General features: G+C 66.6%; 17 protein-coding genes, 1 tRNA gene and 1 pseudogene. 11 read left to right on the top strand and 8 right to left on the bottom strand.

What is annotated here, in order from left to right; translation table 11 throughout:
• Positions 1 to 41: 41 nt before the first annotated feature.
• Complete coding sequence (locus CLV29_RS07300; protein ID WP_133754279.1) at positions 42 to 575, top strand: tetratricopeptide repeat protein; 534 nt, start codon at positions 42 to 44, stop codon at positions 573 to 575.
• Here CLV29_RS07300 and CLV29_RS07295 read toward each other — a convergent pair.
• The gene (locus tag CLV29_RS07295) at positions 572 to 964 is read right to left on the bottom strand and encodes a VOC family protein (RefSeq protein ID WP_133754278.1); all 393 of its coding nucleotides are present in this window, start codon (positions 962 to 964) and stop codon (positions 572 to 574) included. The two genes, CLV29_RS07300 and CLV29_RS07295, sit on opposite strands and share 4 nt — an antisense overlap.
• 265 nt (positions 965 to 1229) lie before the next feature.
• On the opposite strand from CLV29_RS07295, the gene CLV29_RS07290 reads away from it, so the two are divergent.
• A complete protein-coding gene (locus CLV29_RS07290; RefSeq protein ID WP_133755104.1) occupies positions 1230 to 2306 on the top strand; it encodes an HD domain-containing protein in 1077 nt (358 codons plus the stop codon).
• Positions 2307 to 2317: 11 nt separating this feature from the next.
• Here the strand turns inward: CLV29_RS07290 and CLV29_RS07285 are convergent, their stop codons facing one another.
• The gene (locus tag CLV29_RS07285) at positions 2318 to 2887 is read right to left on the bottom strand and encodes a TetR/AcrR family transcriptional regulator (protein WP_243831783.1); all 570 of its coding nucleotides are present in this window, start codon (positions 2885 to 2887) and stop codon (positions 2318 to 2320) included.
• Positions 2888 to 2942: 55 nt separating this feature from the next.
• On the opposite strand from CLV29_RS07285, the pseudogene CLV29_RS17205 reads away from it, so the two are divergent.
• A pseudogene (locus tag CLV29_RS17205) lies at positions 2943 to 3749 on the top strand (DMT family transporter); the annotation flags it as partial.
• Between the two features lie 319 nt (positions 3750 to 4068).
• Positions 4069 to 4980: an endonuclease/exonuclease/phosphatase family protein gene (locus CLV29_RS07270; protein WP_133754276.1), complete on the top strand. Its 912-nt coding sequence runs from the start codon at positions 4069 to 4071 to the stop codon at positions 4978 to 4980.
• On the opposite strand, the gene CLV29_RS07265 is transcribed toward CLV29_RS07270, so the two are convergent.
• Together CLV29_RS07265 and CLV29_RS07260 are read right to left on the bottom strand one after the other, a co-directional pair.
• On the bottom strand, positions 4953 to 5369 hold the full coding sequence (locus tag CLV29_RS07265; protein WP_133754275.1) for a thiol-disulfide oxidoreductase DCC family protein: 417 nt from the start codon (positions 5367 to 5369) through the stop codon (positions 4953 to 4955). The two genes, CLV29_RS07270 and CLV29_RS07265, sit on opposite strands and share 28 nt — an antisense overlap.
• 9 nt (positions 5370 to 5378) lie before the next feature.
• On the bottom strand, positions 5379 to 5684 hold the full coding sequence (locus tag CLV29_RS07260; protein ID WP_133754274.1) for a hypothetical protein: 306 nt from the start codon (positions 5682 to 5684) through the stop codon (positions 5379 to 5381).
• Between CLV29_RS07260 and CLV29_RS07255 the strand changes: the two genes are divergently transcribed.
• The 5 genes from CLV29_RS07255 (at position 5684) to CLV29_RS07235 (ending at position 9466) form a co-directional block, all read left to right on the top strand.
• Positions 5684 to 5935, top strand: coding sequence for a helix-hairpin-helix domain-containing protein (locus CLV29_RS07255; RefSeq protein ID WP_208292799.1), 252 nt, complete (start codon positions 5684 to 5686; stop codon positions 5933 to 5935). The genes CLV29_RS07260 and CLV29_RS07255 overlap by 1 nt on opposite strands.
• Before the next feature lie 21 nt (positions 5936 to 5956).
• On the top strand, positions 5957 to 7825 hold the full coding sequence (gene dnaG / locus CLV29_RS07250; RefSeq protein ID WP_133754273.1) for a DNA primase: 1869 nt from the start codon (positions 5957 to 5959) through the stop codon (positions 7823 to 7825).
• Between the two features lie 182 nt (positions 7826 to 8007).
• Complete coding sequence (locus CLV29_RS07245; RefSeq protein ID WP_133754272.1) at positions 8008 to 8820, top strand: sigma-70 family RNA polymerase sigma factor; 813 nt, start codon at positions 8008 to 8010, stop codon at positions 8818 to 8820.
• Positions 8821 to 8852: 32 nt separating this feature from the next.
• The gene (locus CLV29_RS07240) at positions 8853 to 9359 is read left to right on the top strand and encodes a hypothetical protein (RefSeq protein ID WP_133754271.1); all 507 of its coding nucleotides are present in this window, start codon (positions 8853 to 8855) and stop codon (positions 9357 to 9359) included.
• Between the two features lie 31 nt (positions 9360 to 9390).
• Positions 9391 to 9466, top strand: a tRNA-Asn gene (locus tag CLV29_RS07235).
• 1085 nt (positions 9467 to 10551) lie between these two features.
• Here CLV29_RS07235 and CLV29_RS07230 read toward each other — a convergent pair.
• Positions 10552 to 10842, bottom strand: coding sequence for a hypothetical protein (locus CLV29_RS07230; RefSeq protein ID WP_166649164.1), 291 nt, complete (start codon positions 10840 to 10842; stop codon positions 10552 to 10554).
• A gap of 23 nt (positions 10843 to 10865) precedes the next feature.
• On the bottom strand, positions 10866 to 12335 hold the full coding sequence (locus CLV29_RS07225; protein WP_133754269.1) for an AIPR family protein: 1470 nt from the start codon (positions 12333 to 12335) through the stop codon (positions 10866 to 10868).
• Positions 12336 to 13139: 804 nt separating this feature from the next.
• On the opposite strand from CLV29_RS07225, the gene CLV29_RS07215 reads away from it, so the two are divergent.
• Positions 13140 to 14264 (top strand): M20/M25/M40 family metallo-hydrolase, encoded by a 1125-nt coding sequence (locus CLV29_RS07215; RefSeq protein WP_243831781.1) that lies wholly within the window; start codon positions 13140 to 13142, stop codon positions 14262 to 14264.
• A 23-nt stretch (positions 14265 to 14287) separates the two neighbouring features.
• Here the strand turns inward: CLV29_RS07215 and CLV29_RS07210 are convergent, their stop codons facing one another.
• The gene (locus CLV29_RS07210) at positions 14288 to 15712 is read right to left on the bottom strand and encodes an alpha,alpha-trehalose-phosphate synthase (UDP-forming) (RefSeq protein ID WP_133754268.1); all 1425 of its coding nucleotides are present in this window, start codon (positions 15710 to 15712) and stop codon (positions 14288 to 14290) included.
• A gap of 200 nt (positions 15713 to 15912) precedes the next feature.
• Here CLV29_RS07210 and otsB point away from each other — a divergent pair, with 200 nt between their 5' ends.
• Positions 15913 to 16776, top strand: coding sequence for a trehalose-phosphatase (gene otsB, locus CLV29_RS07205; protein WP_133754267.1), 864 nt, complete (start codon positions 15913 to 15915; stop codon positions 16774 to 16776).
• Between the two features lie 44 nt (positions 16777 to 16820).
• On the opposite strand, the gene CLV29_RS07200 is transcribed toward otsB, so the two are convergent.
• Positions 16821 to 17567 (bottom strand): succinate dehydrogenase/fumarate reductase iron-sulfur subunit, encoded by a 747-nt coding sequence (locus tag CLV29_RS07200; protein ID WP_133754266.1) that lies wholly within the window; start codon positions 17565 to 17567, stop codon positions 16821 to 16823.
• Positions 17568 to 17647 lie beyond the last annotated feature (80 nt).

Genomic DNA, 17647 nt, shown 5'->3' with positions numbered 1-17647 from the left:
GAACACGGATTCTGGCTGAACGCTGAACGGAGGATGCCCCCATGGGAACGGATGCAGTCCTGCGGGCCCGCCTGGACGAGATCTTCGCCGCGCGGGATCGGACACAGATGGCACCCACCATCGCAGCGTTCCTCGAGGTGCTTGCCGAACATCCGGACGACCCGGCCGTGCTCTACGAGGTCGGCGGCAGTTACGACACCGACGGTCAGGAGGAAACCGCGCTCGACTACTACCAGCGGGCGATGGCCGCTGGTTTGGAGGGGCGCTGGTTGCGGCAGTGCTACTTGCAGTACGGCAGCACGCTGCGCAACCTCGGCCGCTTCGACGAGAGCCTGACCGTGTTCGACGAAGGCTTGGCGCTGTTCCCCGAGTCGGAGTCGCTCGGCCTCTTCCGTGCGCTCACATTGCATGCGGCGGGCCGGCCCAGTGCCGCCCTCGGGGTTGTTCTGACCGTCATCGCCGACCGGTTTCCCACAGCCGAGGTGCAGCGCTACGAGGCTGCGCTCCGCGGCAATGCCGCCTACCTCGTGTCCTTGGACACAGATGGAGCCGAAGGAGCCTCGGACAGGTCCTAGGCCTGCAGGATGTTCATCTGCTCGGCAGTGCGGTCGAGCACACAGAACTCGTTGCCCTCGGGGTCGGCCAGTACCACCCAGCCGCCGTCGTCCAGGCCGCGCCGGTCGTCGACCAGACTGGCGCCCAGCGCAAGGATCCGCTCCACCTCGGCATCGACGGTGGTCGACACCGGCCGCAGGCAGATGTGCATCCGATTCTTCACCGTCTTCGCCTCCGGCACCTTCAGGAACTCCAGGCAACGCCCGGCGGGGCCGATCAGCTCGGCCTCGTCATCGGTCATGATGCAGTCGTCGGTGATCGAGAAATCATCGATCACCTGATCCCACCAGCGGGCCTGGGCGATCGGGTCGTGTGCGTCGATGCAGAAGTTGGCGGTACGTGAGCTCATGTCGCCACTGTTCCATGGGTCACCGACAGTCTCATGGGCACCGATGCCTTCGCGGTCACCGACGCGTCCCGGGCCACCGACATCGTCCCGGGTCACCGACGTCTTGTGATCACCGACGTCTCGTCGGGTCGTCGACCACGTTCTCGCTCACGGCATCGACCTTCGGGCGTCGCCTCGCGTCGGGTCGGCTTTCGGGCCGCCGGTCACTAGGCTGGCCGCCGTGAATTCCGAACTTCCCCCGCGCGCCATCGCCTGGGCACAGACCATGCGCGGCCACGGTGACGAGGGGCTGGTACGCGCCCATCGCGACTCCCACGCCGCGGTGGGCGAGCAGGAGGTGCTCGGGCGGGAGGCGCGCGAGGAGCGGGAGCGGCTGACCCTGCGGCCCGGGTCCGCCTACTCCGAGGGAGCCGGGGAGCGGGCGATCGCGGAGGCGCCGGATCCCGAACGTACCTGTTTCGAACGCGACCGTGACCGGATCGTCCACTCCACCGCGTTCCGTCGGCTGGCAGGCAAGACCCAGGTGGTGGTCGATCCGCTCGATCATCAGCGGACCCGGCTGACCCATGCGATCGAGGTCGCCCAGGTCGCCACCTCGATCGCCCGGGGTATCGGGGTCAACGTTTCGTTGGCCGATGCGATCGCCCTCGGTCACGACTGCGGGCACGGCCCCGGTGGACATGCCTCGGAGGATGCCTTCGACGAGTTCCTTCCCGAGGGTTACGACCACGGGCCGTGGGGGGCCGATGTGGTGCTCACCCCGCTGAACCTGTGTGTGCAGACCCTGGACGGGATCCGCAACCATTCGTGGTCCCGGCCGGCGCCGTCGACGGTGGAGGGGGAGATCGTCTCCTGGGCCGACCGGATCGCCTACTGCGCCCATGATCTGGAGGATGCGATCCACGCCCGGATCATCACCGTCGACGAGATCCCGGCCGAGGTGGTCGAGGTCGCCGGGACCGCCCGACGTGAACAGCTCGGCACCTTCATCCGAGCCGTGATCGGTTCGGTGGCCGAGCACGGTGAGGTCGGCATGGCACCGCGGGAGGCCTCCGCGCTGGCCACCTTGCGGAGGTTCAACTACGAGCGGATCTACACCCGGCCGGCTGCGGTCGATCAGTCCCGTCGGGTGGTCGACGTCCTTCGCGCACTGGTCGAGCACTACGTCGCCGCCCCCTCCACGATCCCCGATGTACCGGCGGTCGACCCCGGCAGCAGCGAGGCCGTGCACGAGGCGGTGCGCTATGTCGGCGGGATGACCGATCGGTACGCCTTCGAGCAGGCGATCAAGTTGCTGGACTGGGACCCGGCCCGGCTACCGCAGGGGATCGACCGGCACTGATCGCCACCGGTTCAGATCCCGTGCGCCGTGCACAAGGCCTCGGCGGCTCGGCGGGCCGAGCCGAACGGATTCCGCACCGAGTGCAGGCCGCTGGCAGCGAGGGCGCCGTCGTAGAGCAGCGCCAGTTCGGCCGCGAGCTCCTTCGGCCGGTCGGCGCCGGCGGATCGGCAGTCGGCGACCAGCTGCTCCAACAGCCAGGCCTTCTCCCGAGCCACCTCGATGGCGATCGGGTGCTCGGGGTCGTCGATCTCGGCGCGGGCGTTGATCGCTGCACAACCGCGTCCGCCTGCCTTCCGTGACCATCGTTCCGCGGCGGTGAACAGGCTGAGCAACCGCTCGCGGTCGGTCCCGGCTCGCTGACGATGGTCGGCCAGGAGCTCGCGCCAGCGATCATCGCGTTCGCGCAGGTACGCCACCACCAGCGCGTCCTTGGAGCCGAATCGGTCGTACAGGGTCTTCTTCGTGACCCCGGCCTCCGCAGCGATCGTGTCCACGCCGACGGCATGGATGCCCTGGGCATAGAACAGCCGCGACGCCGCATCCAGCACGCGTCGGGCAGCCGGGGTCATCGTCGTGGGCACCGGATCAGTCTACCGTTCGGCAGCATCACGTAAACAGACCTGTATAGTCACCGGTATGAGTAAACAGATCGGTATACCTTTGGGATTGTTGGCACCGGTCTTCGTGCTGGCATGGAGTTCGGGTTTCTGGATCGCGAAGCTCGGTGCCACCGTCGGTCCGGTGACCGTGCTGCTCTGGCGGTTCGTCCTCGTCTCGGTGCTCCTCTGGGGGCTGGTGGCGCTGTTTCGCCTGCCCACACCGAGATCGCGGGGGGAGTGGTCCCGACAGTCGGTGATCGGACTGTTCTCCCAGCTCGGCTATGTCGGTCCGGTCTATGCCGCCGTCGCCCTCGGGGTGAGCACCGGAGTCACCTCGTTGATCGATGCGATCCAGCCGGTGGTGGTGGCCACCTTGGTGGGGCCGCTGCTTGGTCGGTCGGTACGGATCGGCCAGTGGGCGGGACTGATCATCGCCCTGCTCGGCGCGCTGATGATCATCGGTGCCGATCTGTTCACCGCTTCCGCACCGCCGGCCGCCTATCTGTTGATCGCAGCCGCCGTCGCCGGCCTGGTGTTGGCCACGTTCCTGGAACGCCGCCGGGTGCAGCCGGGCCGGGTTCCGGTGCCGGTGATGATGGCGATCCATTCCACCGTCGGTTCGGCGGCGATGATCATCATCGCCGGGTTGAGCGGGCGGCTCCAACCACCGGGGACCTGGCAGTTCTGGGCCGTGGTGGCGCTGCTCGCCCTCGTACCCACCCTTCTGGGGTATGCCGCCTACTGGTCACTGCTGCGGCGGGTCGATGTCACCGCATTGAACGCACTGTTGTTCCTGGTGGTGCCGACGACGACCCTCGGCGGGGTGCTGCTGTTCGCCGAACCGTTCACCGTGATCACCGCCACCGGGATCTTGGTGGCCGCCGGCGGCGTCGGCCTGGTGCTTGCGGGGGAGCGGTGGCCCGGCCTTGCCGCGGGCAGACGGACCGTGCGCGGGTTGGTGTCGCGACCGGCGGCAGTCGTCGGGAGACGGGCAAAGGGTGGCCCCGGCAACTGTCCGGGACCGGAGACGCGGGTGAGGTGGACCGATGCTGCCGTTCCGGAAACCTCCACGTCGGGAGGCGTTCACCCGATGGTGGTTGAGCCGTTGTCCGGTGAACTGGAACGATCATCGGAAACCCCCCCCAGCAGGCTAGGAGCCACCCATGCCCCCGATCGATCGTCGCCGGATCCTCATCGGCGGTGCCGCCGCCGGAGCTGCGGCACTCGCCCTCGGAGCGACCGACACCGCCGCAGCGGATTCGAGACGCCGCCACCGTGGGCGTGGCCTGCAGGTGATGTCGTACAACATCCGCCAGGACACCGGTCAGACCCAGCCCGGCGAGGACGACTACTGGCCGGAACGCGAGCCCGTCCTGATCAAGCTGCTCCGGCAGGAGGAACCCGGTCTGCTCGGTGTGCAGGAAGCACAGTTCAACCAACTCGCCTCCATCGAGGAAGCGCTGCCGGATCACCGTATGATCGGCTACGGTCGGCAGGGCGGCAGCAAGGACGAGTACTCGGCGATCTTCTACGATGCACAGCGTTTCTCGGTGCTGGAGTGGGATCAGTTCTGGCTCTCCGACACCCCGGACCTGATCGGCTCGACCAGCTGGGGCAACAGTGTCACCCGGGTGGTTGTCTGGGCGCGTTTGCAGGATCGGCGCAGCCGCGACGAGTTCATCATGATCAACACTCACTTCGACCACCAGTCGGAGCCGGCCAGGATCCGCAGTGCAGAGGCGATCATCGAGCTGGCAGGCGAATTCGACGACCTGCCGGTGATTCTCACCGGTGACTTCAACACTCCGGCATCCCAGGATTCGGGGAGCTACCGCACCCTGGTGGTGGACGGACCGTTCCAGGACAGCTGGAACGAGGCGAAGCGCCGCCTCAGCCCGGAGTACGGTACCTTCCTCGGCTACGAGGAGCCGGTGGTCGGAAACGACCGGATCGACTGGGTGCTCACCGACCACACGATCACCGTCGAGAAGGCGAAGATCAACATCTACTCGCGGGGCGGCCGGTTCGCCTCCGACCACGCCCCGGTTCAGGCCTGGCTGACGTTCTCCGAGTGAGGGCGACGTACCGCCGGCAGCGCGCAGGCAGCGGTCGATCCGGGCAGTCGATAGCGGTTCGCGGCGATGATCCGGTAGGCCAGCTGGGCGAGCTGCCTGACCCCGGGCAGCGCCAGTGCGCGTCCGAGCAGGCCGGCCGGCCCACCGGCCCAGACCAGCCACTGCGCGAAGGCCTGCGCACCACCGACGTGGCGACCGTCGAGCATTACCAGCACGACCTCGGACTCGGTCCGGGCGCGCGGCACCCCGAGCGCATCGAGCGCGACCGCCGATGCCGCGTCGATGTCGATCGGCCGGGCGCCGAGGGAGTCCAGGGCGCGAGCGATCCGGCCGGCCCAGGTGCGGCAGAAACCGCAATCGCCGTCGATCAGCAGCAGTGGTCGATCCATACCCCCACACTAGGGTGTGGGCAGACCGCGGACCGCGGCAGACGGATCGAGGCGAGCGTGACCACAGCCCGACAGCCGGAGAGAACCGCCACCGGCCTGCCCGAGGTGAGCGCGGCCGATCGGCAGGCGGACCCGGTGTACGCGGTCGGGCGTGGCTGGTTCGCCCGCCGGGTCGGGCGTGATCGGGTTCGGCTGCGGCTCGACGAGGAACAGATCGCCAGCTTCGTCGCCGAGCTGGGTGCCGTCGAGGTGGATCGACCCACCGACGGGATCGAGTTCGCGCTCGCCGAGGTGAACGCGATGGCGCTCAATCATTGGGTACGACAGGCCTGGCTGGCCCGGCACCCAGCAGGCTCACCCAGCGCACCGGGACGGACCGCACCGAGCTGCCCGACCGGCTGGGAAAACCTGCGCTGCGGGCACTCGCGCAGGCCGGGATCAGCGACCTGGATGCGGTCGCCGGCCACTCCCGTACCGAGCTCTCGGCATTGCACGGTGTGGGGCCGAGGGCGATCGGCATCCTGGCCGAGCTGCTGGCAGCCGACGGGCGGGACTTCCGATCCTGATCGGCGCGTACACTCGCCCCCGTGGTTGGCCGGATACACCCAGATGACATCGCCGAGGTGCGTGAGCGCGCCCGGATCGACGACATCATCGGCACCTACGTCACGCTGAAGAAGGCCGGCGGCGGATCGCAGAAGGGTCTGTGCCCCTTCCACGACGAGAAGACCCCGAGCTTCCAGGTCACCCCCTCGCGTGGCTTCTTCTACTGCTTCGGCTGCGGTGAGGGCGGTGATGTGATCACCTTCCTGCAGAAGATCGACAACCTCAGCTTCACCGAGGCCGTCGAGCGGCTGGCCGACAAGACCGGTATCCAGCTGCGCTACACCGAGGACGATCCCGGCGTCCGCGCCGAGCGGGGCCAGCGGATGCGGATCCTGGAGGCCAATGCGGCGGCGGCGGAATGGTTCGCCGCCCAGCTCCGCGGGCCGGAGGCGCTGCAGGCCCGACAGTTCCTCGACCAGCGTGGTTTCGACCGGGCAGCAGCCGAGCGGTTCGGTGTCGGTTACGCCCCGCGCGGTGGCCGCGAGCTCGGTACGTACCTGCGCGGCAAGGGTTTCTCCGAGCCCGATCTGCAGGCCGCCGGGCTGGTCCGGAACAAGGGCTGGGACTTCTTCAACGGCCGGCTGCTGTGGCCGATCCGCGACTCCGGTTCCTCGGTGCTCGGTTTCGGCGGTCGGCGGCTCTACGACGACGACCGGCTGCCGGCCAAGTACATCAACACCCCCGAGACGCCGGTCTACAAGAAGTCGCATGTGCTCTACGGCCTCGACCTGGCACGGCAGGCGATCGGCAAACAGTCCCAGGCCGTGGTGGTCGAGGGCTACACCGATGTGATGGCGGCCCACCTGTCGGGGGTGGAGACCGCGGTCGCCTCCTGCGGGACGGCCTTCGGTGATGATCATGCTCGGGTGCTGCAACGGCTGATGGGCAACCACGACTCCTTCCACGGTGAGGTGATCTTCACCTTCGACGGTGACGCGGCCGGGCAGAAGGCCGCGCTGAAGGTCTTCTCCGGGGACAAGAACTTCATCTCCCAGACCTATGTGGCGATCGAACCGACCGGTCTCGATCCCTGTGACCTGCGGTTGCAGCACGGGCCGGCGGCGGTGCGTGAACTGGTCGCCCGGCGGATCCCGCTGTACCGCTTCGTGATGGGCAATGTGATCGCCGGTTTCGATCTTGACCGGGCCGAGGGCCGGACCGCAGCGATGCGGGCTGCGGCACCGCTGGTCAGCAGCATCCGCGATGTTTCGCTGGTCAACGGTTACGCCCGTGAGCTGGCCGGCATGATCGGTTTGGACGTCGAGGAGGTACGCCGGGAGGTCGGTCGCGCCGCCAGCCGGCACACCGAACCGGCGCCGGAGCCGGCCGAGGAGCACGAACGCCCGCCGGAGCTGTCGCTGCTGCCCGACCCGACCGACCGGGCACTCTCGGTGGAGCGGGGTACGTGTCAGTTGTTGGTGCAGCAACCGGAGTTGTTCTCACCCAGCTGGGAGGAGCTGCAGGGCTCCGACTTCACCCATCCGGCCTATGCCGCACTGTTCTCGGCGGTGAAGGCGACCGATGCCACCGGACGCGGGGGCGAGGACTGGTTGGTCCGGTTGCGTACCCACCTGGGGGAGGGCCCGGCCGCGGCCGCGCTGGAACACCTGATCGCCTCCTTGGCGGTGCAGCCGTTGTTGAGCACCCCGGACCAGAAGTACGTCCAGGCCTATGCGGCGAAGTTGCGGTTGCTCAGCACGGTACGTGCGATCGCGGACCTGAAGTCGAAACTGCAACGGACCAACCCGGTTGATCAACAGACGGCCTACAACCAGATGTTCGCCGATCTGCTGGTGCTGGAGAATCGGCGCAAGGACCTGCAGGCGCGCAGCGTCGGCATCGATTCCTGACCTGCCGCTCCCCGGGAGCGTTCGGACACGGATCATTCGGACACGGGCCTGTCGGGTGTGGTCCCCGGCTCCGGCGGTGTCTACGGGGTGGGGCTGAGCGGTGTCGGGTTGTTGTCCGGGTGCTAACCACAGATCCTCGAGTTGATCTTGGCGAGCCCGGTGTGGCTGTCGAGGATGAGCTCATGACAGCACCCCTCCTCACGCCGGGGACGATCCCGGCACAGCTGCTCCGACATGACCTGCTCAGTCACGGTCAGGAGATCGAACTCGCCCTCCGCTGGGAGGTGGCGGTCCACGCCGCGTACCTGCTGGCCGAGGCGAACTGTCAGGTGGCCACCAGCGACGAGCTCGGTGAACTGGTGGCACTCGGTCGCAATGCCCGGGAAGTGATGGTGATCGGCAATCTCCGACTGGTGGCAGCGATCGCCCGGGAGGCCGCCAGCAGTTCACCGGTGCCGGTCGCCGAGCTCTTCGCCGAGGGGGTGCTCGGGCTGCTCGATGCGGTCGACAGATTCGATCATCGCCGTGGTGTCCGGCTGGGTGCCTGGGTTGCGGTGCAGGCCCGCTCGCGGATCTCCACCGCCGTCTGCACCCGGGCGGGGGAGTTGCCGATCGGTGTGGCGATCGCTCGCCGTCGATCGCGCCGGGTGAACGACGGGGCCGGCTTCGAAAGTGTGCTCGGGCCGGCGGTGCCATCCTCGGCGCGGACCGACGCGCGGCGGTGCGACCACCTCCCCGTACCGATCGACCAGGTGGCCGAACCCTCGGACCCGATCGCCGACACCGCCTTGCTGGCGGTGATCGACCGGGCGACCGGGGCGAGGCTGCTCGGCCGGTTGGCCGAGGACCAGCGCCGGGTCGTGGAGCTCCGCTTCGGGTTCACCGGTGCCGTCCTGAGCCGCCCGGCGACGGCCCGCCAACTCGGCATCTCGGTGCCCGAGGTACGCCAACTGGAGACGCAGGCCTTGGCGCGCCTGCGACGCGATGCAGCCTGACCTGCCGTCACAGCGGGTGGGAGACTGGACCTGTGTGGAGACGACTCGACCGCGACATCCGGGCGGTGCTGTCCGCGCGAACGGGGCGGCGGGTCCGGCCGCTGGCCTGGGGACGTACCGAGGACGACCAGTGGTGTGTGGCATTGCCGGACCGGCTGGTCTGGGGGCACGGTAACGACTGGCGCGAGCTGCTGTGGCATCACGTCGGCCACGGTGGCTGGAACGCCGAACTTCGACAACTGCGCTGGACCACGGTGGACGGCCGGCCGGGGACGCTGCGGCTGCGCGAGGTCGGCCAGCTGCCGGATGCGTTCATCGACCGGGTGAACGCCACCATCGTCGCCCGGGAACGGATCGACATCGACGGCACCGACGACGGCGTGGTGATCAGCGGGCGGCGGAACCTGGCCGATCCCGACGCACCACTGCTGTGGCGGGCCACGCCGATGCGCGGGACCCGGCTCTCCGACCCCGAGGTCGCTGCCCGGGTCGACCACGCCCTGGAACGGGTCCGGGCCGAATACGACATCTCGGGGTGAAGCTGCTAGAGTTTCTTCTCGCGTCAAGCGATCCCCTGTAGCTCAATTGGCAGAGCATTCGACTGTTAATCGAAGGGTTGTTGGTTCGAGTCCAACCGGGGGAGCCAAATGCCGCGTGACTAGGTAAAACGCCGAGATTGCGGTCGTTCGCACAACACAGTTTTGCTGACCCTATGCTCATTCCTATGCTCTAGCTGGCGGATGCAGGGTTTCGGTGGATTGGAACCCAGCGAGTAGGCTCCCTACTGTGGCGAGGGGTCTGGTGAGCTGAGCTCACGAGCTGTGTGCTCAGCCCAGTTGTCTGAGGGACTGCTGTCCTGTCTGTGTCCCATGGGTCGCGAGGATCGCCGGACGATATCGCTCGGGTCGGTTGAGCCTTGTAGCGATCTTGGTGCGCCAACTAGCGCGCGTTGCTCGCACCAGGGCAGGCTCCCACCCAGTCGACGTTGACGTTGACGTTCAACGCTGTGGAAGACAGCGGAACAGTGGCGAGGCAACATCGGCTACGTCTCCGACGAGCGTCGCGAAGAATGGGCGCCTTGGGCGCGTCGCGACGCGGGCTCGTCTCTCTACGCTGTCGGCACTCGCCGATACGATGACCCTACGAGGGAAGTCCGCGCCCGACCCGGGTGGTGCACAGGTCACAGGGGGGGCATGTCTACAGTCGTGCGTCGGACTTCGAGCCTTAACGCGGCCAAGACGGTCGAAAACGAGGAGTTTTCACGCACGGTGGGCTGACGTAGAGCGAGGTCAACGCTTCTATCGAGTACGACGCCCATGTGTCCGTGCTGAGGTCGTCTTGCTGCCATGCGACGACCTCGAGTGGTCCAACTTCAACGAGTTTCTTCGCTCTTCGCTTCGTTGGCCTCGGACTCAAGGAGTTTGTCTCATCTTCATACGCTCCCGACAGTAACCCGGTGCTGTACTCGTACTACCGACGCTCTCGGAGTTGCACGACGCGAAGTCCGACGCGACCGAGACTCGCGCCAATGGGAATAGTTCGTTCTCGAGACGGAGGAAGTCAGCGGTAAGGGCGTCGTCAACATCCATCATTGGAAATGGGACTACCTCGCCGGCGACGGCGACTTCCGCAGTCAACGCTGAGGCCGTTAGGGTGGGCGCGACGAGCTGATGCGATAGACGAGAAGGCCGAGGATATCGAGGGGGTCGTCCCCGGGCATTCTTTGCGCCGTCAACGCGACCGCGCCTTCGGCTGCACCGCCTTCGCCTTCTCTAGGAGAGCTTCCTGATGGCGTCGGTTTCGCACATCGTCCTTCCGGAGGCTTCGCCCCTCAGAGAGAACGGTCTGAAACTGTGCTGAGGCTAGCTCCATGGCCTTGGAGATGGCGAGTTCGATCCGGTTAGAGTCGGTGACCTTGAACTGAACCCTCTTTGCCGAGGCAAGCCGAGACTTAGCGGATTCGAGATCTTTTGCTTCGAACACCGCTGCTATCTGCGGATTGATGATGACAGAGACCATCATGGCGATGTGATACTTCGCCGCCTTCAGGGTTGTGGAGTCGGGATTGCGAGCGAAGTATCGATCCACCCGGTAGAGGATCCAGGCGGCGTAGTAATACGCCTCGACTGAATAGCTACCCCACACGAAGGAATCCTCGGCTTCGAGTTCCTTGGGTGAACCGATCGCTCGGAAGGATTCGCCGAAGAGCGTCGCGGCGACTGCCCGTTGAGCTCTGGCGTAGTGACGACCCGCGTCCTCGGAAAGTCGAGTGCGGCGTGCTGCACCTGACGCAGGTAGCGCAGACCATCGGCACCTGTCTGGGTGAAATACTCCTCCACGTCCTTGGCGGTCTGCGAACTCGCCTGGATGTCCGTCGAACCGATCGCAGTTTGGAGGTTCGTAGCAATCGCTACACTGGTTCGCACGCTTGCATCTTCCGAACTGACAACCTTCACTGGAATCCAGAGATCGGACAAGAGTTCCGGGTTCTCTCTGACCCTCCGGCTCGCCGCCCATCTGACCAGCTGATGGCTCGTCTGCCCGCCGTTCACGATCTGGTAGCCAGATATGAAGAACTTGTCTCCAGCTCCCCTAAGAGAGCTAGCGATGATCGTCAGACCGTTGTTCAGGAACGGGAACTGTTCACGTTCCTCGCTTTCGAGGGTTCGAGTGATTCGCATGTTGACAGTGTTGTGCGCTCCGAGATCGAGCCGCACATTGTCATCGAAGATACCGGGCCGGATGGCGCCAGTCTCGTCGGTTAACAGCTTCAGCGCTTCCGTTCCAGATAGCAGGCCGATGTAGGCCTCACTCACACGTTCGGTGGCCGGGATAGTCTGCCGCTTCGTGAACTCAAACCGAATGTTTTGTGGCCCGTGTCGTTCCTTCAGCTTCGCTGCCAGTGCATCGTGTCCGTGAGTTTTCAACTCGAAGGGTTCCGAATACACCCCGAGTTCGTTGATCCGGTGAACCGCCTCAGTGACCTGCAGTTCTTTGCGTGCATCAGCCCCGTCGTGCCCGCTGGTTGTGACGTAGAACACTTCACACGGGATTCGTGTTTCCTGGAACTTGTCACCGTTCTCGGCAATCTTGTCGATCAGTGCTGCGAGGTCCACTAGCGCGGCAGGGAGAGCAATACTCTGCGGGTTTATCGCGTACTTCGTGACTGACTCGATCCCATGGAGGAACTTTGAGATCAGTTTTGCGTCGTAAGACTCGCTCGTCTTGGCCTGGATGAAGATGACTCGTGCGGTGTTCGAGGCCTGCTCTGAGATCAGCTCTTCGATTTCCGAGGGTTCGAACACGAGCTGCCCGTTGACGACTATGGCAGCGATGTCGATTCCCTCGTCCGACCCTCCTCCGTGGACGGACCGCTCGATCTTGTCCACATCGTCCCGTAGATACGGATAGAGGTAGTTGGCAGCAACATAGAGCTCGAACTGCTTATCCTCTGATACCGCGAAGCCAAAATCGCGCGCAAACTTGGCGACACGTTTACCCGTGAGAGTGTGCAACTGGTTTCCCCCTGATTAGCGATGGATGTTCCGACAGCGTTTCCTTGTTCCCCGATACTACTTGGCCTGCTGGACGTGGAAGGGCTCGCCCGACTCGCTGGTCGTCAGGGATGACGACATCAAGTCCATTACTAGGCCGCCGCCCATCGTGCCGTTGCATCTGAGGCCGAGCCCCACCAGATCCGGCAAGAGCTGCGCAACGCGATCTACTCCGGCCCGTTCGTCACCAAGACCAAGCCCAGCAGCTACTCCACCGAAGATCACGGCGACGTCATTCCCGAGGCGCTGCTCATCGATCAGATCGGTGATAGCGCGCAGCCAAAGAATGACTTCGCGCAGTCAGCTCCGAAGCACCGGCGATCCGCGGCGTGCGCATCCGCGAGCACGAGAACATCGGACTCCGATCATTCAGGTCAGATCACTTGGCTACGCAGGTGAGGAGTCGGTCGGTTCGTGTCGTTCGACCTACCCCCGAGGCTACGGATGGTTATCGCACGCGACGAATCGGCCTGGCCAACCGGTGACGGCGGCATGCCGCGTACTCAGGCAAGACACCAGATGCATCAGCAACTCCTATGGTCTGACCTATGCTCTAACTCACCTATTTGTGCTCATCTGCACCCGCCTCCACTCATCTCGCCTTGTCCGAAATCCCTGTCCTGATTAACACCGGGGCTGTCGCGACGGCTTCAACCGAGGGCCGTGAGAAAATCGAAGGGTTGTTGGTTCGAGTCCAACCGGGGGAGCCACCACCTCCACCAGCCCCGATCCGGGGCCCGGGACCATCCGCGATAGCGTGCCGGGGTGAACGAACTCGAGTGGGGCGACAAGTCCCTGACGGCCATCCTGAACGATCTGCAGCAACTGATCGAATGCGAATCACCGTCGGCCGACCTCGCCGCGGTCGCCCGATCGGCAGACCTGATCAGCAGCCTCGGGGAACAGCGGCTGGGCAGCAGCCCGGAGCGAATCGTGATCGACGGCTGCACCCATCTGCGATGGCAACTCGGCAGCACCGCGGCCGACGCCCGGCGGGTGGTGCTGCTCGCCCACCACGACACCGTCTGGCCGCTCGGCACCCTGGCGAACCGGCCGTTCGCGATCACCGACGGCATCCTCACCGGCCCGGGCTGTTTCGACATGCTCACCGGACTGGTGATGGCGATGCATGTGGCCGCCCAGTTCGTCGACCGTCGCGATGTCGGGCTGACCCTGCTGGTCACCGGTGACGAGGAGCTCGGCTCACCCAGCTCGCGGGGCCTGATCGAGGAGACCGCCCGCGGCGCCGTCGCCGCCCTGGTGCTGGAGGCCAGCGCCGACGGGGCGTTGAAGATCGGCCGCAAGGGTACGTCGATCTACCAGGTGCAGCTCGCCGGCAAGGCAGCCCATGCCGGACTGGAACCGGAGAACGGGATCAACGCCACTGTCGAGCTGGCCCACCAGGTGATCGCCGTGGCCGAGCTGTCCGACACCGCGCTCGGCACCACGGTGACACCGACCCTGGCCACCGGTGGTCAGACCCAGAACACCGTGCCCGACCGGGCCGAGTTCGCCGTCGACGTCCGTGCCGCCACGGTCGCCGAACAGGAACGCGTCGATCGCGCGTTCGCGGCGCTGGTGCCGCAGGCCGGTGCGGAGATCAGCATCGCCGGTGGCATCAACCGGCCACCGCTGGAACCGGCGATGTCGCAGGACCTCCTCGACCGTACCGTGGCGATCGCGCAGCGACTGGGGCTGCCGGAACCCCGCGCGGTCTCGGTCGGCGGGGCCTCGGACGGCAACTTCACCGCCGCCCTGGGCGTACCCACCCTGGACGGTCTGGGAGCGGCCGGCGGCGGGGCACATGCGGCCGACGAGCACGTGCTGGTCGATCAGATCCCGCCGCGGACGGCGCTGCTGCGGGCGCTGGTCAGCGACCTGCTGGGCTGAACCTGCTCACCCCGGGCCGTACCTCACAGATCGGCGCCGAGGTCCCGCAGCACCTCATCGGCCCAGTGGTTGATGTCGTGTTCGAAGACATGTTTGCGCATGGCCTTCATCCGCTTCGTCTTCGCCGCCGGGCTGTCCTGGATGGCGGTCATCAGCCCTTCCTTCATCCCGTCGATGTCATAGGGGTTGACCAGGTACGCCTGCTTCAACTCCCGGGCTGCTCCGGCGAACTCGCTCAGCACCAGCGCGCCGGTGTTGTCGGTACGGGAGGCGACGAACTCCTTCGCGACCAGGTTCATCCCGTCGCGCAACGGGGTCACCATCATCACATCGGCCGCCACGTACATCGCCGCCATCTCCTCGCGGGGATAGCTGGTGTGCAGATAGGTGATCGGCGGATGGCCGATGGTGCCGACATTGCCGTTCAGCCGGCCGACCAGCATGTCGATGTCGTCACGCAACCGGCGGTACTCCTCGACCCGCTCCCGCGAGGGGTTGGCGACCTGCAGGAAGACCGAGTCGGAGGGCGACAGCGCCCCCTCCGAGACCAGCTCACCGAAGGCCCGCAGACGCTGCCGCAGACCCTTGGTGTAGTCCAACCGGTCGATCCCCAGCACCAGCGTCGACGGGTTCCCCAGATCGCGCCGGATCTGCGCGGCACGTTCCTGCACCGGAGCGGAGGCGGCGAGCTCGGCGAACCCCTGGGCGTCGATCGAGATCGGGTAGGCCCGGGCCAGCACCCGACGGTCATCGGGCATCGTCACCTCGTGCCGCTGCACCGGCAGCTTCAGCTGCCGCCGTACCAGCTCGCAGAAGTTGTTCGCCCCGCCCGGCAGCTGGAAGCCGACGATGTCGGCGCCGAGCATGCCGCGCAGGATCGAGTTCCGCCACGGCAACTGGCGATACAGCTCCGGCGGCGGGAACGGGATGTGCAGGAAGAAGCCGATCCGCAGGTCCGGCCGCAGGTCGCGCAGCATCTGCGGCACCAGGGAGAGCTGGTAGTCCTGCACCCAGACGACAGCGTTCGTGTCGGCCACCTCGGCGGTCCGTTCGGCGAAACGCTGGTTGACCTTCTTGTACTCGACCCACCACTCACGATGGAACTTCGGGTGGGCCACCACGTCGTGGTACAGCGGCCACAAGGTGGCATTGGAGAAGCCCTCGTAGTACTCGGCGATCTCGTGGGTGCTCAACTCCACCGGCACCAGTTCCAGGCCGTTGTTGTTGAACGGCTCCAGCTTCTCGTCCGGTGCGCCGTGCCAGCCGACCCAGGCGCCGTTCTGTGCCCGCATGACCGGTTCCAGGGCGGTCACCAGGCCACCCGGTGAGGTACGCCAGTCGACAGACCCGTCGGAGTTGATCACCCGATCGACCGGGAGGCGGTTCGCCACCACCACGAAATCGGCTTTCTGACCGGAGCTCTTCGACGCCAACTTCTTCTCCCTCATCGCCTGCCCTGCAGCCTCCACCCTAGCCAGTGCCGAATCGCTTCCTCCCCAGGGTCTGTTCCGCAGGTATCGCAGCTCTGGCACCCGAATGGGTGCGATACCTGCGGAACGGACGCGTGGGGGAGGGCTGAGGGCCTGCATCGGGGACGCATTGCGGCGTTCAGGTTGTTGCCCGCGCCGGGTTGCGTCACGCTTGTGCCATGGTCGATCAGATCGCGCCGGACCTCGAACGTTTCGCTGTGCGCCCGGGACCGGGGGTGGCGGCTCTTTCCGCCGTGCTCGAGGACCCGGCGAATTCCCTGCTCGGACTGGATTTCGACGGGACCCTGTCGCCGATCATCGATCGGCCGGAGAATGCGGTGATCCATCCCGAGGGGGCTCGGGCACTCGATCGGCTGTCCCGCCGGCTGGGAACCGTCGCCATCATCACCGGCCGGCCTGCGCGGGCTGCGGTCGAACTCGGTGGGCTGGCCCAGCTGGCCGGTGCCGAGCGGATGGTCGTCCTCGGCCAGTACGGTGCCGAGCGCTGGGACGGCGCGAGCGGTGAGTTCACGATCCCGCCGCCACCGGAGGGGATCGCGCAGGTACGCGAAGCCGTCACCGCGCTGGTGGACGAGGTCGGGATCCCCGGGGTGACGATCGAGAACAAGTTCCGTGCCATCGGCATCCACTGGCGTACCGCCGCCGACCCGCAGCGGGCCACCGCGGCATTGATCGAACGGGCCCGGGCGATCGCCGCCGAGCACGACTTCGGTGTCGAACCGGGGCGTTCGGTGCTGGAGATCCGTCCGCCCGGCAAGGACAAGGGCATGGCCCTGGCCGAGCTGATCGCCGAACGCGGTGTGCGGGCGCAGATCTTCGGCGGGGACGACCTGGGTGACCTGCCCGCCTATGACGAGGTGGTACGCCAGCGCGCCCTCGGCATCCCCGGGCTGTTGATCGCCTCGGCCTCGCCGGAGCAGAACGCCCTGCTCGAGCGAGCCGATGTGGTCTGCCACGGCCCGGCCGAGGTGGCGACCTGGTTGCATCTGCTGGCCGACGAACTGGATCGCCGGGCGGCCTGAGCCGCCCCGCCCCACTGGCCGGCGACTGCGCGGGTGTGGCCGCATCAGTTCGCCCGCCGGCGGAAGACCTCCCGCAACCGCTCCCGGTTCAGACCCGCGATGGCGCTCAGCGGGATCCCCGCCGGGCAGACCTCGACGCATTCGCCGTACAGCGAACAGGGACCGAACTCCTCGCTCGCCGCGGCCATCTCCCGGGCCCGGGTGCCGCGCTCGGTCCGGGCCTGGCTGGTGGTCGACAGGTGCAGCAGCTTGGCGCCGGTGAACAGATTCGCCGAACCGTTCGGGCAGGCCGCGACGCAGGCCCCGCAGCCGATGCAGGCGGCCATGTCGAGGGCGTACTCGGCCTGTTCGTGGGTGACCGGATGGGAGTCGGCATCGGGCGCGGTGCCGGCATCGACGCTGACATAGCCACCGGCTCCGATGATCCGGTCGAGACCGTCGCGGTCGACCACCAGATCCTTCACCACCGGATAGTGGGCCGAGCGGAACGGTTCCAGCCGCACCGTCGCCCCGTCGTCGAACGACCGCAGGTGCTGCCGACAGGACGGGGTGTTGGCGACCGGGCCGTGGGGCCGACCGTCGACGGTGATCCCGCAGGAGCCGCAGACACCTTCACGGCAGTCGGAGTCGAAGGCGACCGGTTCCCGGCCGTCGGCGACCAGCTCGTCGTTCAGCTTGTCCAATGCCTCCAGCAGCGAGAACTCGGGGCCGACCTCCTCGAGCGGGTACTCCACGAACCCACCGGCGGAATCGGTGGCGTCCTGACGCCAGATCTTCAAGGTCAGCTTCATCGGCCGACCTCCTCTCCATGGACGTGGTCGATCGGATGGGGGAGGGTGTCGCGTACCCGAGGAACCGCGGCACGCGCTGT

Source organism: Naumannella halotolerans (assembly GCF_004364645.1).
Lineage (GTDB): Bacteria > Actinomycetota > Actinomycetes > Propionibacteriales > Propionibacteriaceae > Naumannella > Naumannella halotolerans.
Note: the sequence above shows the minus strand (reverse complement) of the source record. Positions and strands in the feature narration are given on the sequence as shown.

Coding starts and splice junctions, on each gene's coding strand:
- CLV29_RS07210 (WP_133754268.1), bottom strand. CDS start 15,712: ATGAGGGAGAAGAAGTTGGCGTCGAAGAGCTCCGGTCAGAAAGCCGAT.
- CLV29_RS07245 (WP_133754272.1), top strand. CDS start 8,008: ATGACAGCACCCCTCCTCACGCCGGGGACGATCCCGGCACAGCTGCTC.
- otsB (WP_133754267.1), top strand. CDS start 15,913: ATGGTCGATCAGATCGCGCCGGACCTCGAACGTTTCGCTGTGCGCCCG.
- CLV29_RS07300 (WP_133754279.1), top strand. CDS start 42: ATGGGAACGGATGCAGTCCTGCGGGCCCGCCTGGACGAGATCTTCGCC.
- CLV29_RS07270 (WP_133754276.1), top strand. CDS start 4,069: ATGCCCCCGATCGATCGTCGCCGGATCCTCATCGGCGGTGCCGCCGCC.
- CLV29_RS07265 (WP_133754275.1), bottom strand. CDS start 5,369: ATGGATCGACCACTGCTGCTGATCGACGGCGATTGCGGTTTCTGCCGC.
- CLV29_RS07295 (WP_133754278.1), bottom strand. CDS start 964: ATGAGCTCACGTACCGCCAACTTCTGCATCGACGCACACGACCCGATC.
- CLV29_RS07290 (WP_133755104.1), top strand. CDS start 1,230: ATGCGCGGCCACGGTGACGAGGGGCTGGTACGCGCCCATCGCGACTCC.
- CLV29_RS07260 (WP_133754274.1), bottom strand. CDS start 5,684: ATGATTGAGCGCCATCGCGTTCACCTCGGCGAGCGCGAACTCGATCCC.
- CLV29_RS07230 (WP_166649164.1), bottom strand. CDS start 10,842: ATGATGGTCTCTGTCATCATCAATCCGCAGATAGCAGCGGTGTTCGAA.
- CLV29_RS07200 (WP_133754266.1), bottom strand. CDS start 17,567: ATGAAGCTGACCTTGAAGATCTGGCGTCAGGACGCCACCGATTCCGCC.